This window comes from Mesorhizobium sp. M1C.F.Ca.ET.210.01.1.1 (assembly GCF_004791585.1).
Taxonomy (GTDB): Bacteria; Pseudomonadota; Alphaproteobacteria; order Rhizobiales; family Rhizobiaceae; genus Mesorhizobium.
Window position 1 is genome coordinate 78,434 of record NZ_SRUU01000027.1, and the last position, 15,827, is coordinate 94,260.

At 62.9% G+C, this 15,827-nt stretch carries 12 protein-coding genes, 1 tRNA gene and 1 pseudogene; 5 read left to right on the forward strand and 9 right to left on the reverse strand.

From position 1 onward, the window contains the following. Position 1 precedes the first annotated feature (1 nt). From gmd to EN853_RS25190, 4 genes and pseudogenes are all read right to left on the reverse strand, one after another. Positions 2-991, reverse strand: coding sequence for a GDP-mannose 4,6-dehydratase (gmd, locus tag EN853_RS25175; protein ID WP_127861832.1), 990 nt, complete (start codon positions 989-991; stop codon positions 2-4). A 52-nt stretch (positions 992-1,043) separates the two neighbouring features. Further along, entirely contained in the window at positions 1,044-2,456 is a 1,413-nt protein-coding gene (locus EN853_RS25180; RefSeq protein ID WP_127861888.1) for a mannose-1-phosphate guanylyltransferase/mannose-6-phosphate isomerase, read from the reverse strand. 6 nt (positions 2,457-2,462) lie between these two features. Continuing rightward, a pseudogene (locus EN853_RS25185) lies at positions 2,463-3,930 on the reverse strand (phosphomannomutase). Between the two features lie 389 nt (positions 3,931-4,319). After that, entirely contained in the window at positions 4,320-4,913 is a 594-nt protein-coding gene (locus EN853_RS25190; RefSeq protein ID WP_127861830.1) for a biotin transporter BioY, read from the reverse strand. 201 nt (positions 4,914-5,114) lie between these two features. On the opposite strand from EN853_RS25190, the gene EN853_RS25195 reads away from it, so the two are divergent. Next, positions 5,115-6,020 carry an MBL fold metallo-hydrolase gene (locus EN853_RS25195; RefSeq protein ID WP_127861829.1) on the forward strand — a complete coding sequence of 302 codons (906 nt, stop codon included), beginning with the start codon at positions 5,115-5,117 and terminating at the stop codon, positions 6,018-6,020. A 51-nt stretch (positions 6,021-6,071) separates the two neighbouring features. Here the strand turns inward: EN853_RS25195 and EN853_RS25200 are convergent, their stop codons facing one another. Together EN853_RS25200 and EN853_RS25205 are read right to left on the reverse strand one after the other, a co-directional pair. After that, a complete protein-coding gene (locus EN853_RS25200; protein ID WP_127861828.1) occupies positions 6,072-6,857 on the reverse strand; it encodes a DUF1499 domain-containing protein in 786 nt (261 codons plus the stop codon). A gap of 77 nt (positions 6,858-6,934) precedes the next feature. Further along, the gene (locus EN853_RS25205) at positions 6,935-8,563 is read right to left on the reverse strand and encodes a fatty-acid--CoA ligase (protein WP_127861827.1); all 1,629 of its coding nucleotides are present in this window, start codon (positions 8,561-8,563) and stop codon (positions 6,935-6,937) included. A gap of 217 nt (positions 8,564-8,780) precedes the next feature. Here EN853_RS25205 and EN853_RS25210 point away from each other — a divergent pair, with 217 nt between their 5' ends. Next, positions 8,781-9,137 (forward strand): hypothetical protein, encoded by a 357-nt coding sequence (locus EN853_RS25210; RefSeq protein WP_127861826.1) that lies wholly within the window; start codon positions 8,781-8,783, stop codon positions 9,135-9,137. A gap of 255 nt (positions 9,138-9,392) precedes the next feature. After that, positions 9,393-9,782, forward strand: a complete 390-nt coding sequence (locus EN853_RS25215) for a DUF427 domain-containing protein (protein ID WP_127861825.1) — start codon at positions 9,393-9,395, stop codon at positions 9,780-9,782. 168 nt (positions 9,783-9,950) lie between these two features. Here the strand turns inward: EN853_RS25215 and EN853_RS25220 are convergent, their stop codons facing one another. The 3 genes from EN853_RS25220 to ppdK all read right to left on the reverse strand — a co-directional run bounded on the left by EN853_RS25220 (position 9,951) and on the right by ppdK (position 14,811). Beyond that, the gene (locus EN853_RS25220; protein WP_127861824.1) at positions 9,951-10,691 is read right to left on the reverse strand and encodes a polysaccharide deacetylase family protein; all 741 of its coding nucleotides are present in this window, start codon (positions 10,689-10,691) and stop codon (positions 9,951-9,953) included. Positions 10,692-10,907: 216 nt separating this feature from the next. Then, the gene (locus EN853_RS25225) at positions 10,908-12,065 is read right to left on the reverse strand and encodes a glycosyltransferase family 9 protein (protein WP_245517204.1); all 1,158 of its coding nucleotides are present in this window, start codon (positions 12,063-12,065) and stop codon (positions 10,908-10,910) included. A 64-nt stretch (positions 12,066-12,129) separates the two neighbouring features. Further along, complete coding sequence (ppdK, locus tag EN853_RS25230; RefSeq protein ID WP_127861823.1) at positions 12,130-14,811, reverse strand: pyruvate, phosphate dikinase; 2,682 nt, start codon at positions 14,809-14,811, stop codon at positions 12,130-12,132. A gap of 219 nt (positions 14,812-15,030) precedes the next feature. Here ppdK and EN853_RS25235 point away from each other — a divergent pair, with 219 nt between their 5' ends. Both EN853_RS25235 and EN853_RS25245 read left to right on the forward strand, forming a co-directional pair. Then, positions 15,031-15,378 carry a VOC family protein gene (locus EN853_RS25235; protein ID WP_127861822.1) on the forward strand — a complete coding sequence of 116 codons (348 nt, stop codon included), beginning with the start codon at positions 15,031-15,033 and terminating at the stop codon, positions 15,376-15,378. Positions 15,379-15,574: 196 nt separating this feature from the next. Next, positions 15,575-15,649 (forward strand) — tRNA-Gln (locus tag EN853_RS25245). Positions 15,650-15,827 lie beyond the last annotated feature (178 nt).

Sequence of the window (15,827 nt, forward strand, 5' to 3'; positions counted from 1 at the left end):
ATCACCCGCGTCTCGGTGGGTTAGTGTGCCGTTCGAGATCCGCGTCCACCATTTCGCGGATCATCTCTTCCAGCGAGGTCGTCGCCTCCCATCCAAGCTTTGCCTTGGCCTTGGCCGGATTTCCCAGCAGCACCTCGACTTCCGCCGGCCTGAACAGGTCGGGATCGATCACAAGGTGGTCGTCCATCTTCAGCCCAACATGCTCAAAGGCAATGCGACACATGTCGCGCACGGTCGTTGTCCTGCCGGTGGCGACGACATAGTCGTCCGGCTTGTCCTGCTGCAGCATCAGCCACATGGCGCGGACATAGTCCTTCGAATGACCCCAGTCGCGTTTTGCATCGATATTTCCGAGCCGCAATTCCTTGGCCATGCCCTTCTTGATGCGCGCGACCGCGTCGGTGACCTTGCGGGTCACGAACTCGATGCCGCGAAGCGGCGATTCGTGATTGAACAGGATGCCGCTCGAGGCATGCAGGCCGAAGCTCTCGCGATAATTGACGGTGATCCAGTGGCCATAAAGCTTCGCGACCGCATAAGGCGAGCGCGGGTAGAAGGGCGTGGCCTCCGACTGCATCGGCTCCTGGATCAGGCCGTACATTTCCGACGACGAGGCCTGGTAGAAACGCGCCTCGGGGATTTCGAGGCGCAGCGCCTCGAGCACGTTGGTAACGCCCATGCCGGTGACGTTGCCGGTCAGGATCGGCTGCTGCCACGAGGATTTGACGAAGGATTGTGCCGCAAGGTTGTAGACTTCGTCCGGCCTTATGTCGCGCATCGTCCGCGCCAGGCCGGACAGGTCCGTCAGGTTGCCGTCAACGATCCGCACGTCCTTCTCGATGCCCAGCCATTTCAGGCGCGTCGTGTTGACGTCGGCGGTGCTCGATCGCCGCGCAAGTCCGTGGACCTCGTAGCCCTTTTCGAGCAGGAGTTCCGCCAGATAGGCGCCGTCTTGCCCAGTGATGCCGGTTATCAATGCTGTCTTTGTCATCTAACGCTCTCGATGTAACTGGTGATTGCCCGTGCCGCGGCCCGATGAATCGTCAGGCGCGACCGTAAACATCGTCAAACCGCACGATGTCGTCCTCGCCCAGATATTCGCCGCTTTGCACTTCGATCATGACGAGCGGCAGTATACCTGGGTTCTCCAGACGATGCTTGTGGCCGCAGGGGATATAAGTGGACTGGTTGGTCGTCAGCAGGATCTCACTCTCGCCGTTGACGACTTTCGCGGTCCCGCTCACCACCACCCAGTGCTCCGAGCGATGGTGGTGGGCCTGAAGACTGAGGCGGGCGTTCGGCTTCACCTCGATCCGCTTGATCTTGAAGCGATGCCCCTCCTCGAGGACGGTGTAGGTACCCCACGGGCGGTGTACCGTGCGATGCACCGTCGCGGTCTCGTGCCCCTCGGCCTTGAGGCGGTTGTAGAGGTCCTTCACTTCCTGCGCCTTGTCCTTGTGCGCGACCAGAAGCGCGTCCGGCGTGTCGATGATCAGAAGATCCTGAACGCCGACAACGCCGACCAGCCGATCTTCGCTATGCACGTAGCAGTTCGCTGCTTCGTGCAGGATCGCTTCGCCAGTGGCCCGGTTGCCGCTGTCGTCGGCCGAAACGAGCTTCGACAGAACGCTCCATGAGCCGATGTCCGACCAATCGAAACCGCAGGGCACGAAGCCTACATTCCCTACCTTCTCCATGACGGCGTAGTCGATTGAAACGGCCGGAACAGCCGCGAAACTGTCCTTGTCGACCTCCACGGCAAGGCGATCCGCCGCTTCGCTTGCCCTGCCATTCTCGAGCGCCGTGCGCGCGCTGGACAACACCTCCGGGCACAGGTCCTGCATGGCTGCGATCATCGAGCCAGCGGTAAAGCAGAACATGCCAGAATTCCAAAAGAACCGGCCGCTGGCGATAAACTGGGCTGCGGTGGCCGCATTCGGCTTTTCCACGAACCGAAGGACCCTATCCCCCTCGGCCTCGATGTAGCCAAAGCCTGTTTCAGGGCGGTCTGGCTTCACGCCGAACGTGACGATCTGGCCCGATGCCGCAAGCGAGGCCGCCTTCGCCACGCTCGCGCGAAAGCCGGCCTGGTCCACTATCAGATGGTCCGCCGGGAGCACGAGGAGGATGGCCTCCGGTTTCTGTCTTGCGACTTGCAATGCCGCGAGCGCAATCGCTGCCGCCGTGTCGCGGCCGAACGGCTCCAGCAGAAATGTGTTCTTCACGCCCGAAGCTGCCACCTCCGCATATTCATCCGCTGTGAGAAACAGCAGGTCGCGGTTGGTGACCGTCACAACATGATCGACGCCTTCGATTTCCACGGCGCGGGCGTAGGTCTTGCGAATGAGCGTCCCCCCCTCCGGCAGAGGGATGAAGGGCTTCGGATGCAACGCACGGGAAATCGGCCAGAGCCGGGACCCGACACCGCCACTGATGATGACAGGAACGATCTTGATCAAACTTCAACTTTCCAGGATTTGAGCTCGGCCAAGGGCGAGGCCCCGACCCAGCAATTCGTCTGCGCGCGATTGTGCCTTTGCTTCGACATAGCAACGCAATTCCGGTGCATTGCCTGACGCGCGGAAGTGCACAACTTCTCCGTTAGGGGCGGTGATACGCACACCATCCCGGTTGTCAATATTCGCGACGCCGCCGAGATCCGCGAAGACTTCATCGGCATAGGCTGCATCGGCCGCCAATTTATGGAGAAAGGATGCGCTGGTCTCGGAGGGCACACCCTCGAGCCGGCCGCTTGCGCCGGCGAGGAAGCGAAAGTCGGCCGCGATCTGCGCGAGCGGCTGGCCGGTCGTCGCAATCGCCGACAGCACGCAGAGAATTGGCAACAGAGAATCCCGCGTCGGCAACGCCGAAAGGGCGCGCCCATCCTTCTCGACAGCCGAACCCAGAAGAACGCCGCCATTCGCCTCGAAGCCGACGACGCATGTTGCGCCCTCGGCGAGAGATTTGCCGATGCCTTCAATGACGTAAGGTGAGCCAACGCGCGTGCGAACCACGCGCGGAAAATACCCGCAATGTTCCAGGGCCGAATTGGAGGTGACCGGTGTCACGACGCAGTCGGCGCCCAGGAAATGCGCCGTAATCGCACCGACCAGATCGCCGCGCACGAAATTGCCGCTGTTATCCGCCACCAGCGGCCTGTCGCCATCGCCATCGGTGGACACGATCGCGTCGAACAGCTCTGCCGCCGCCCAGTCCTTGAGAAGCGCCACATCCTCCCGCCTGAGCGCTTCGGTATCGACCGGAATGAAATGCTGGGCCCTGCCCAGAGGTATCGTTTCGGCCCCCAAGCTCGCGAAGAACGTCGACGATGATGTCTCTGGCCACGGACGAATGCTGGTAGACGCCGACGCGCAGACCGGAAAGGCTGCCCCTCTCGAAGAAGCCAAGAAATCTTTCGGCATAGCGGCGGGACGGCTCGGCGCCCAATCGCGCGGGCTCAACCGGCAACATTGGCAGGGCCTTATCCTTCATGCCGGCGTGGATTTCGACGATGTCGCGTTCGTCGCGCTTGTCGATCTCACCGTCCGCCCGGTAGAATTTTAGCCCGTTTCTGTCGTCGGGGATGTGGCTGCCGGTGACCATTATCGCCGGAGCGTTCTCGCTGCTGGCGTGAAGGGCTAGCGCGGGCGTGGATAACGCTCCGCAGTCGACCGGCATCAGGCCGGCCTCGGCAATGGCCATGTGAACAAGCTGGGCGATGTCGGGGCTGGAAGCGCGAAGATCACGTCCGACATAGACCTTGGAGCCTTCGTTCAGCGCGCCCCTGTCCTTGAGCATGCGGACGAAAGCACCTGTGTAGGCGAATGCCGGCGCGCCTCGAAGCTCGCTCACGAGACCGCGCAGTCCGCTGGTGCCGAACTTCAATGTCACCCTTTGCCACCTTCTCCGGAAAAGGCTGACTCGGCACATGTTGGGCTAATTGGCATCGTCTCTACACAGCCTGTGACAGTATGACGGCAAGCCCGCAGCATCGGCCAGCGCATCTTCAGATCAGAGCCGATTGATCGGCGCGCCATATATTTTCTTAGATGATGCTAATATTACTGGACAAAGGAGCATTCCTCTGCCTCCAGCAAGGATAGTTCCCTTCAAGAAGGTCTCCTTGAGTTGCCGAACCCCCCGGCCCTGCAAGCTGCCCGTGCTTAGGTTTCGCGACGTGGCTTGTCAATCTCCGGCTGAACCAAGCGCACAGCGGTCTCGCCGATTTCCACCATATGGCGAACCGCCGGAACACAGGACGTATCACAAAAAAGCCGGCGGTTACCGCCGGCTTTGCTCGATCTGTTCGAACGGATCCTTCACGGCCGCTTCGGCAGCAGCGCCCAGACGGCCGGCACCAGGCTGGCGGCCAGCGCCAACTTGATCAGGTCGCCGGCGATGAACGGCGCGACGCCGAACTGCCACGACTTTTCCGGCCCGATAAGGACCGCCAGCCAGGCGAAGCCCATCGCCATCATCACGATCTCGGCGACAAGCATGGCGCCGAACAGCTTGAATGGATGCCGGTCCCAGCCGCGGTCGGCGGCCCAGCCGGCGATTGCCGCCATGACCACGAAACCGGCGAGGTAGCCGCCGGTGGAGCCCAGCATATAGGCGATGCCGATGCCCTTTTCCGGTGTGCCCTGGAAGACCGGCAGACCCATAGCACCCTCGGCGAGATAGAGGATGAGCGTCGCCACGGCGAGGCGCATGCCGAACGCCGAAGCGATCAGCAGAACGGCAAGCGTCTGCAGCGAAATGTCGACGGGGCCGAGCACAACTTTCGTCTTCGCCGACAGGATAAGCAGGAGGGTTCCGGCAAGCGCCAGAAAGAGTTGCGTCGCAAGCCGGGCCACGCCCTGGTCGGGCAAAGCGAGAGAAACGAGCGGGCGCATCGTGGTTGCAGTTGCCATGGTCTTCCCCGTTGTGGCTGATTTGCTGGCTTGAAGCACGTCGCCAAGAAACGGGTTCAGGCGACGCGCTTCAAAACTTTGTCTTGATGCATGCTGTGCGCCCAAAACCGCTGCGCACTTTTGGGCGACATGCACTAATTTTCCTATATTGGCTTCCGGAGAAGGCGGCAATGATTTTGCCGCATCGCAGTGGAGCCCAGCATGGCGCTTGAATTCGACACACGTTTCGATCCCGCCTATGGCAAGGCGGTCACGGTCGCGCCGGACGTGCTGCGCATCACCGCTAGAAACCCAAGCCCCTTCACCTTCCATGGCACCAACAGCTATCTCGTCGGCGTCGACACGCTGGCGGTCATCGATCCGGGACCGGATGACGATACGCATCTCGAAACGCTGCTCGCGGCGATCGACGGCAGGCCGGTCAGCCATATCTTCGTCAGCCATACCCACCGCGACCATTCGCCGCTCGCGGCGCGGCTCAAGTCGTTGACCGGCGCCACCGTGCTTGCCGAAGGTCCGCATCGGCCGGCGCGGCGGCTGCGCATCGGCGAGATCAATCCGCTCGACGCCAGCGCCGACCTGGGCTTCGTGCCCGATGTCGCGCTGGCGGACGGAAGCCTTGCCCAAGGCGACGGCTGGGCGATCCGCGCGGTCTTGACGCCCGGGCACACAGCCAACCACGCGGCCTTCACGCTCGAAGGGACCGGCATCCTGTTTTCGGCCGACCATGTCATGGCCTGGGCAACCTCTATCGTCGCGCCGCCGGACGGCGCGATGGCCGACTACATGAAATCGCTCGACAGGCTGATCGAGCGCGGCGACCGGTTGCTGCTGCCCGGTCATGGCGGGCCGGTCACCGCGCCACGCAGCTTCATGCGCGGGCTGAAGACGCATCGCAAGATGCGCGAACGGGCGATCCTGGAGCGCATCCGCGGCGGCGACCGGACAATCAAGGACATGGTCGCGGCGATCTATCGCGACACCGACCCGCGGCTGCACGGCGCCGCCGGGCTTTCGGTCCTCGCTCATCTCGAAGATCTGGTTGCCCGCGGCCTCGTCGCCACCGAAGGCGACCCGGCGATCGACGGTATTTTCACGCCTGCATGATTTGTTCTCACGCAATTCCGGACGGAAAACCGTGCTTTTCTTGGAATTGCCCTATTCGGCTGGCGCCGCGCCGACCTGGCCGGCGACCTCCTGGTCGAGCTCGCCGAGGAAATCGGTGATGCGGGCGGCATTGTCGCCAAAGTCATAACGCCCGTAGCGCGAGGCCGAGCGCATGTCGACGACGACCTGATCGCCGTCGTCGGTGATGCGAATGGCAACGTCGGCGGGCAGCCCGACCACGAAGCCCCTCGCGACCGCGTTGATCGTCGCCTGGCTCTGGCCGTTGATATCAGGATAAGGCGCGGTCAGTTGCCAGTCCCGCCGGTCGAGCACTGTTTCGACTGCGTCGACCACGGTTTCGAACGGAAGATTGTAGCTGCGCCCGGTGACCAGTGGGTAGGCGTCCGCCTGCAGGCTCTGTTCGCCGGGCGTCGGCAGCGACAAGGCGTTCATGTCGCTTGTCCGGTCGCTGGTGTCCAGCTCCGGCGGGTCGTCGAGGTCGGTCGAGATGTCGCGCAACGGCGGATAGATCGTCGCCCAGTAGGCGGCGATGCCGAAAGGGGCTAGCACAAGCAGCGCCAGCAGCGCGCCGATGCTCAAGTCGCGGCCGCCGCGATCGCCGAAATTCCAAAGTCTCGACAGGGCAAGCCCGGCCAGCAGCAGCGCAAGCGCCGCCAGCAGCGCGACGATCGCCAGCACCCACAGAAATGGCGGCGTGTCGGTAAGATCGAGCCGATAACCCGCAAGCGCGGTCAGCAGGAGCACGAGCGAGAATGCCCCGATCCGCCGCGACCAGCCGGCCGCCTTCGACGTCTGCCGTTCAGGAATTGTAGCCATCGTCTGCCGCATCACCCCAACCCGCGCCGAGAGTTAGCGCAGTTCGGCGTCCGGTGGAATCGCTGATTGAACATTCCTCAGTCTGTCGGCAGCCGATACTCCCTGAATTGCTGGCGCAGGGTGACCTTCTGGATCTTGCCGGTGGCGGTGTGGGGAATTTCGCCGACGAAGGCGACGTCGTCGGGCATCCACCATTTGGCCACCTTGCCGCTCATGAAGCCTAGGATGTCGCTCTTGCTCGGCTCCTTGCCCGGCTTGCGCACGACGACCAACAGGGGCCGCTCACCCCATTTGGAATGCGGCACGCCTATTGCCGCGGCCTCCGCCACGTCGGGATGGCCGACGGCAAGGTTCTCGAGATCGATGGTGGAAATCCATTCGCCGCCCGATTTGATGACATCCTTGGCGCGGTCGGTGATCTGCATATAACCGCAAGCGTCGATATGCGCGACGTCGCCGGTGTCGAACCAGCCATCGGCGTCGAACTGCTCGGAGCCGACACCGCCGTAATAGGCGCGCGCGATTGCCGGGCCGCGCACCTTGAGACGTCCAAAGGTCTTGCCGTCCCATGGCAGCGCGTTGTTCTCGTCGTCGGTCACCTTCATTTCGACGCCGAACGGCGGATGGCCCTGCTTGCCCTGGATATCGAGCCTGGCATCGCCGCTCAGCGCTTCATATTCAGGCTTCATGGTGCACAAGGTGCCGAGCGGCGACATTTCGGTCATGCCCCAGGCATGCACGACTTGAACTCCGTATTTGTCCTGGAACCTGGCGGTGATGGCGCGCGGGCAGGACGAGCCGCCGATGACGACCTTGTTGAGATAAGGCAATTTCTTGCCGGTCTCCTCCAGATATTGCAGCAGCATCATCCATACCGTCGGGACGGCGGCGCTGAAGGTGACCTTCTCGGTGTCGAGCAATTCATAGATCGAAGCACCGTCCATCTTGCAGCCGGGCATCACCAGCTTGGCGCCGATCATCGGCGCACTCTGGCCAAGGCCCCAGGCGTTGGCATGGAACATCGGCACCACCGGGAGGATCACGTCCCGCGCGGACAAGCCCATGGCGTCCGGCATCGCCGCGATCATGGCATGCAGCACGTTCGAGCGGTGGCTGTAGAGGACGCCTTTCGGGTCGCCCGTCGTGCCCGAGGTATAGCACATGCCGGCGGCGGTGTTCTCGTCGAAGGTCTTCCAGGCGAAGACGCCGTCGACCTCGGCCAGCCATTCCTCGAAGGCAACGGCGTTCGGCAACGACGATTGCGGCAGGTGCGCCCGGTCGGTCAGCACGATCACCTTTTTCAGCGATTTTACCTGGCCTGCGATCTTTTCCAGGAGCGGCAAGAAGGTCAGATCGACGAAGATCGCTTTGTCTTCGGCATTGTTCATGATCCAGGCGATCTGCTCGGGAAAAAGGCGCGGATTGAGCGTGTGATAGATCGCGCCGATGCCCATGATGCCGTACCAGGCCTCGATGTGCCGGGCCGTGTTCCAGGCAAGCGTGGCTATACGGTCACCCAGGCCGAAGCCATCGCGCTCCAGCCGCTCGGCGACCTTGAGCGCCCGGCGATGGATTTCGGCATAGGTGGTGCGCACGATCGAGCCTTCGATCGAACGCGATACGATTTCGCGCCCGCCGTGCTGACGTTCGGCGTGATCGATCAGCTTGTGGCAGAGCAGCGGCCATTCCTGCATCAGTCCGAGCATCTCGGTTCCTCCCCTTTTGCGCTTTCGCGTCATTGTTTCACGCATTGTGGAATGCGGAGTTTTACGCATTGTGGAATGATCCGGCGGATTGTCCAGCCGTCATAAGTCCAAGGCGGTGGATGGATGCGGCAACCCGCGAAACCCGCCATAATCCGGCCATCGTCGGCGTTAAGTTTCATTAATGGGCTGGGTGAGATTGGCGAATGGAGAGGTTCGCATGGATGCGCAGCTCGACGAAAAAGCCCTCGAAAGCACGCTTGCCGAAAGTCTGGACGAATTGACGCCGGACTCCAAAACCGTTTCCGACGATGAATTTGCCGAAGTCGTCGGCGGCGCGCTGGAGGCCGTCGGCGGAACCCTGCTGTTCAAGATGTGCGTCGACAATGGCGGCGAAGGCCAGCATGTCGCCGCCGCATGCGTCGGCGACGGCGGCAGCCGTCAGTTCCTGCTGCTGACGCTGCCGACCACGGGCGGCGCGCTGAAGGTCGAGACGGCAGCGAGGAGCACAAATCCGGTCGCCGGCATCGCCGCCGCCTATGCGGGCCTCATGGACGCGTTCAAGGCCGCCGCCTGACCGCCAGCATCGGTTAAAGCATGTCTCCCGAAGGTGGAAACCGGTTTCGGGACAAAGACATGCGTAAAATCAAAAAACCTAAAGCGCATGGAGCGAACCCGAAAGACCGCGACGCGCTTTGGAACATTATTTCGCTGAGACGCGATTTCTCGCCACGGTACTGACTTGCATAGGGCGCCGGTCCAACACACCTTTGACTGACAGCATTTTCTCCGGTCGACCGCATTTTCCCGGAATTGCTGAAGGAGAACCCGCATGGACAAGCGCGCCAACCCCGCCCCCGGCTTCCAACGCAATCCCGATAAGGTGATAACGATCGAACCTTACCGCGGCACCGTCACGGTCCGCGCCGGCGACGCCGTCATCGCCAGGTCGACGCGGGCCAGGCAGTTGTCGGAACCGCCCTACCCCTCGGTTTTCTACATCCCCTTCGACGACATCGATTTTGGCAAGCTCGCCAGGACCGAGCACTCGACACATTGTCCCTACAAGGGCGATGCGAGCTACTGGAGCGTCCTGCCGGCCGGCGAAAGCGGCAAGGACGCGATGTGGGCGTATGAGCAGCCGTTCGACGAAATGCTCGAGATCCGCGATCACGGCGCATTCTACACGAGCAAGGTGACGGTTGAGGCCAAGCCCGACTGACTGTCTTTGGGTAAGGCCCACCCAAGGTGCCTTGAGATTCAGGTCAGGCCGAGTCGGGATTGCTGGGTTCCGAGAACCGGAACGGAGCGGACGTTGAGGTCCGTGAGTACCGGAAGCGCAGGAAACCGGCCTTCGCAGGCCGGCATCGCCTGAATATCACGGCACCGATCAATCCGTTGTGCCGTCGTTGCCTACATCCTCGGCATCGTCGAGGCGAACGAAGGTCATGCCCTTCTGCTTCAGGGCCAGCAGACCCTGGACGACGCCCTCGCCCGCCGAATGGGTCGGCTGGTTGATGTGGGCGATGATGACGTCGCCATCCTTGGCAGCGGCGATGCGCCGGGCGGTTTCCTTGGCGCCGAGCAGCGAGCCGCCGTCGCCATTGACGGAAAAGCCTGCAATCTTGAAGCCCAGCTTACGGATCGTCGCGATCGCCGAGGGGCTGTATTCGGCGGTGGCGCCGCGAAACCATCTCGGCGCCGGGCCGCCGGAGCTCGCAAGCGCCGCGGCGCCGGATTCGACTTCGGCCTGAACGGCATCGGCGCTGCCGGCGCTGCTGATGCCGTAGATCTTGCGCGGCGTGTCGACCGCCGGGATGTGGCGGCCGCCGTGATTTTCGAGTTCGAACAGGTCCGGATGCGCGCGCATGATCTCGACAGCGGCGGCATTGCGCTTCAGCCAGATGCCGGTGACGAAAATGGTTGCGGGGATCCTGTTGTCGACCAGCGCCGAAAGAATGCGCGTATCGGTCTTCCCGCCACAGGCGTCCAGCGTGAGCGCCACGCGCCCGCCGCCGCCTTGCGGCTTCAGATGCAACGTCGGCTCGACCAGCGTCGCGGCATTGCCGGCCGGGACCAGCGCGAGCGACAGCGCCAGCGCGCAAAGAGATTTCCGAAGCAAACCCGCCATTCCTTCCAAGCCCTGCCCGTCGGGCCGATCAAACGCATGATGGCCTCAACAGAACCTGCATCTAGGCGAAAATCGGGACGGTTCGCAGCCCGAATGCAACCACGCGACAATTTGCGTGATCTTCTGTCCCCGTTCTTGCCGCTGCAGCCGCAATGCACTTTTGGGCGACATGCGCCAAGGTGTGTTGAGATTGAGGTCAGGCCGGCGTCACAAATCTCAGACCGCCTGCTCCAGCGCCGTCCGCGCCAGAAGCTCCCGCGCCGCTTCGACCACGACATCCACTTCCAGGCGCCAGACGCAGCATGCCTTGCTCGGATCGGTCCGGCGGCACAGGTCGCCGCCGACGCAATCGCAAGGCATCTGCGGCCGCAAAGAGATGCTGGGAACGCCGACAGGTCCCCACTTAATCGGATTGGTCAGGCCGAACAGACCAACGACAGGAGTGCCGGCCGCCGCAGCCATATGCATCGGGCCGCTTTCATTGCCGACGAACAGCCTGGCCTCTTTGAGCAGCGCCAGCAAGGTTTCGAGCGAGAGGGCGCCGACCATATTGACGACCGGCGTTTTCGCGGCCGCCATGATCTTGTCCGCAGCCTCTTTTTCCTCGGGACCGCCAACCAGGACGACGTCCAGGCCGGTTTCCGTCGCAATCCGGTCGATCGCGGCGGCAAAGCGCTCGGGCTGCCAGCGGCGCCCGGGGAAGCTTGCGCCCGGATGCACCGCCACGAAGGCTTTCGGCCGCAAGAGGTATTTGCCCAGCAAGGCGAGGGCCCGCGTCGTTTCGAAGGGCAGCGGGCGAATGGCCGGCACCCTGACGCGCAGGTCGACGCCAAGCACCTCCAGTGGCGACAAATAGCGAAAGAGATAGTGTTTTTCGCCGAATCCGAAGGGCTTCATTCTGACATTGGCAGGCTGGCGCTCATGCCAGCGCAGAGGCCGTTCGGTCGGATGATGACCGACCCGAACCGGGGCGCGGACCAAGCCAGATACCAGCCGTGAGGTTTTCGAGTCGGTGATATCGATAGTCATGTCAAAGCGGTGCCGCCGCAACGCGCCTACGACCCGGACGAGCTCGCGCCCGCGCTGAAGCGGCGTCCCGCGCATGCGGGCGCGGGTGAACGGAATGACCTCCGTAGCAATGCCATGCGCGGTTAAGAAGCCGGCGAACCTAGCCTCGCATAGGAACACGATTCTGACGCCGGGATATTCGAGCTGCAGGTTCTTCGCCAATACCGAAGCAAGCACGATATCGCCGATGAACTTGGTCTGCAGGATCAGGATCGACCGGACACTGGTGGGGGAAATCTGCAACATCTGTTTCTCTGGACCGGGCGGGTTCGGGACAGTGAAACTGAGCGGAAACAGTGTCGACATTGGGGGCCGTCACGCGCACGTTCGCGTGACTTTGTTTACAAAAGCGTAAGCTCGCAGCGGGCTGTCAGGCGCGTGGCGCCGACTTTGCGATCTGCACGGCAGCTTGCGCCGCGGCGAGCCGGGCGATCGGGACACGGTAAGGTGAGCATGACACATAGTCGAGGCCGACCTCTTCGCAAAACCGGATCGAGGCCGGATCGCCACCATGCTCGCCGCAAATGCCGAGCTTGATCTGGGGCCGCGTCGCCCGACCCTTCTCCGCCGCGATCCGCACCAACTCGCCGACGCCGTCAACGTCGAGCGAAACGAACGGATCCTGCTCGATGATACCTTTCTGACGGTAAGTTTCAAGAAAAGAGGCCGCGTCGTCGCGGGAGATGCCGAAGGTCGTCTGCGTCAGGTCGTTGGTGCCGAAGGAGAAGAATTCGGCCGCCTCGGCGATGACATGGGCGCGGATGGCCGCGCGGGGAAGCTCGATCATCGTACCGGTCAGATAATCGATCTTGGTGCCGGTCTCCTGCATGACGCTTTGGGCGACCGCATCGATGCGCGCCTTGACGTATTCCAGCTCCTTCGCCAGGCCGACCAGCGGCACCATGATCTCCGGCACCACCAGCGCGCCGGCCTTGCGGCCGGCCTCGACCGCAGCCTCGAAGATGGCGCGTGCCTGCATCTCGGCGATCTCGGGATAGGAGACGGCGAGCCGGCAGCCGCGATGGCCGAGCATGGGGTTGAATTCATGCAGCGCCTCGGTGCGCTGCCTGAGCTTGTCGGCAGACACGTTCATCGCTGCCGCGACCTCGGCGAGCTCGGCTTCGGTCTTGGGCAGGAATTCATGCAGCGGCGGGTCGAGCAGGCGGATCGTCACCGGCAGTCCGGCCATGATCTCGAACAGCTCGAGGAAATCCGAGCGCTGCATCGGCAGCAGCTTGTCGAGCGCTGCCCGCCTGTCCTTCTCGGTGTCGGCCAGGATCATCTCGCGCATGGCGACGATGCGATCGCCATCGAAGAACATATGCTCGGTGCGGCAGAGCCCTATGCCTTCGGCGCCGAAGGAACGCGCCATGCGCGCGTCAAGCGGCGTCTCGGCATTGGTGCGCACCTTCATGCGGCGCGCGGCATCGGCCCATTCCATGATGGCGGCGAAGTCACCGGACAGCTCCGGCTGCAGCATGGCCACCGCCCCCTTCAGCACCTGGCCGTTGCCGCCGTCGATGGTGATGATGTCGCCCTTGCGGAAGGTCTGGCCCATCGAGATCAGCGTGCCGGCCTTGTAGTCGACCCGCAGCGAGCCGGCGCCCGACACGCAGGGCTTGCCCATGCCGCGCGCCACCACCGCCGCGTGGCTGGTCATGCCACCGCGCGTGGTGAGGATGCCTTCGGCGGCATGCATGCCGTGAATGTCCTCGGGGCTGGTCTCGATGCGCACCAGGATCACCTTGCGGCCTTGCGCCTTGGCGTCCTCGGCATCGCCGGACGAGAAGACGATCTCGCCGGTGGCGGCGCCAGGAGACGCAGGCAGGCCCATGCCTATGACATCACGCGCGGCCTTCGGATCGATGGTCGGGTGCAGGAGCTGGTCGAGCGAGGCGGGATCGATGCGGGCGACCGCCTCCTCCTTGGTGATCAGCCCGTCCTTCGCCATCTCGACGGCAATCTTCAGCGCCGCCTTGGCGGTGCGCTTGCCGGAGCGGGTCTGCAGCATCCACAGCTTGCCGCGCTCGATGGTGAATTCGAGGTCCTGCATGTCGCGGTAATGCTTTTCCAGCCGATCGGAGATGTCGACGAAAGCCTGGAAGGCGTCCGGCATCAGCTTCTGCAGCGACGGCTTGTCGGAGCCGGCGGCAATGCGCGCAACCTCGGTGATGTTCTGCGGCGTGCGGATGCCGGCCACCACGTCCTCGCCCTGGGCGTTGACGAGGAATTCGCCGTAGAGGTGTCTTTCGCCGGTCGAGGGATTGCGGGTGAAGGCGACGCCGGTGGCGGAGGTGTCACCCATATTGCCGAACACCATAGCCTGGACGTTGACCGCCGTGCCCCAGCTTTCCGGGATGTCGTGCAGGCGCCGGTAGGTGATGGCGCGGTTGTTCATCCAGCTCGAAAACACCGCGCCGATGGCGCCCCAGAGCTGCTCACGCGGGTCCTGCGGGAACGGCTTGCCGAGCTCCTCTTCGACCTTGGCCTTGTAGAGACCGATCACGTCCTGCCATTCGGCGGCCGAAAGCTCGGTGTCGAGGTCGTGGCCGAGGCTCGCCTTCCGGTCCTCGAGGATTTCCTCGAAAACCTCATGGTCAAGCCCCATGACGACATCGGAATACATCTGGATGAAGCGGCGGTAGCTGTCATAGGCAAAGCGAGAATCGCCGGAATCGGCGGCCAGTGCCTCGACCGTCTCGTCGTTGAGGCCGAGATTGAGCACGGTATCCATCATGCCGGGCATCGAGGCGCGGGCGCCGGAGCGCACGGAGACCAGCAGCAGCTTCAACGGGTCGCCGAAACGTCGGCCGGTGAGCCGGCCGATATGGTCGAGCGCCGCGAGCACGTCCGCCTCAAGTGCCGTCGGATAGCTGCGGCCGTTGGCGTAATAGGCGTTGCAGACTTCGGTGGTGATGGTGAAGCCCGGCGGCACCGGCAGGCCGAGGCTGCACATCTCGGCCAGGTTGGCGCCCTTGCCGCCGAGGAGGTTGCGGTCGCCGGCACGGCCTTCAGCGGCCCCGTCGCCAAAGGTGTAAACCCACTTGGTCATGCTCGCCCTCCAGGTCCTTGGAAGATAGACAACACCCGGGCCGAAGCCCGGTTCCCCGCCCTTCCGATCCGAGCGATATGATGCTGCATTGCGAAAGGCAAGGCATTGGCAAAGCAAGCGCCGCCACTACAATCGATTAAGCAAAAGCTGCGTCAAAAAGACTTGCCGGTGTCGGCGCCTCGATATAGAACATAACAAGAACATAGTGGGAGTAGCGTCATGAAACTCAACGGAAAACTCGACTATCTGGAACTGCCGGCTACCGGCGGCACGCTGGACAGCGTCAAATCCTTCTATAGCGCAGCGTTTTCCTGGTCGTTCACCGACTACGGGCCGACCTATTCCGCTTTTGCCGAGGAGCTCGACGGCGGCTTCCAGGCCGATGCCGGCGAGGCGTCGCCCAAGCCGCTGCCCGTGCTCTATTCCGAGAATCTCGAGGAGACACTCAACGCAGTCGAGAATGCCGGCGGCACGATCGTCAAGCCGATCTTCTCCTTCCCCGGCGGCAGGCGATTTCATTTCACCGATCCGGCCGGCAACGAACTGGCCGTCTGGAGCGAGCAGTAGGTAGGGGAATGGCGGAGTAAGGGAGTAGGTGAAGAGACAGTTGCTCCTACTCCCCTACTCCCCTACTCCCCTACTCCCCTACTCCCCTACTCCCCTACTCCCCTACTCCCCTACTCTCTTATTCCCCCAATCCGCCATTGAGCTTTCCACCGGCTCGTCCTATAAGGCCGCGCGCAACGGGCATGGCCCCGGCTGCTGGGGCGTCGCCAAGCGGTAAGGCATCGGTTTTTGGTACCGACATTCCCAGGTTCGAATCCTGGCGCCCCAGCCAAACTGATGGTCCATTCTGGACACATAGGTTACGGTTTATACCGGAGACCATTGTAGTGCACCCCGATTTTGAGACAGAAAACGGGTAACAGTTCTCCGTTAGGAGGACTGATGAGAAGGGACGATCCTAGGCGGCGGTTCAACCGCGACTTCAAGCTGGCGGCAGTCCGGCGAATGGC

Bases quoted from the DNA above. Each gene is read 5' to 3' on its own strand.
- EN853_RS25235 (WP_127861822.1), top strand. From the start codon at position 15,031: ATGAAACTCAACGGAAAACTCGACTATCTGGAACTGCCGGCTACCGGC.
- EN853_RS25220 (WP_127861824.1), bottom strand. From the start codon at position 10,691: ATGGCGGGTTTGCTTCGGAAATCTCTTTGCGCGCTGGCGCTGTCGCTC.
- EN853_RS25210 (WP_127861826.1), top strand. From the start codon at position 8,781: ATGGATGCGCAGCTCGACGAAAAAGCCCTCGAAAGCACGCTTGCCGAA.
- ppdK (WP_127861823.1), bottom strand. From the start codon at position 14,811: ATGACCAAGTGGGTTTACACCTTTGGCGACGGGGCCGCTGAAGGCCGT.
- EN853_RS25215 (WP_127861825.1), top strand. From the start codon at position 9,393: ATGGACAAGCGCGCCAACCCCGCCCCCGGCTTCCAACGCAATCCCGAT.
- EN853_RS25205 (WP_127861827.1), bottom strand. From the start codon at position 8,563: ATGCTCGGACTGATGCAGGAATGGCCGCTGCTCTGCCACAAGCTGATC.
- EN853_RS25190 (WP_127861830.1), bottom strand. From the start codon at position 4,913: ATGGCAACTGCAACCACGATGCGCCCGCTCGTTTCTCTCGCTTTGCCC.
- EN853_RS25225 (WP_245517204.1), bottom strand. From the start codon at position 12,065: ATGTCGACACTGTTTCCGCTCAGTTTCACTGTCCCGAACCCGCCCGGT.
- EN853_RS25200 (WP_127861828.1), bottom strand. From the start codon at position 6,857: ATGGCTACAATTCCTGAACGGCAGACGTCGAAGGCGGCCGGCTGGTCG.
- EN853_RS25195 (WP_127861829.1), top strand. From the start codon at position 5,115: ATGGCGCTTGAATTCGACACACGTTTCGATCCCGCCTATGGCAAGGCG.
- gmd (WP_127861832.1), bottom strand. From the start codon at position 991: ATGACAAAGACAGCATTGATAACCGGCATCACTGGGCAAGACGGCGCC.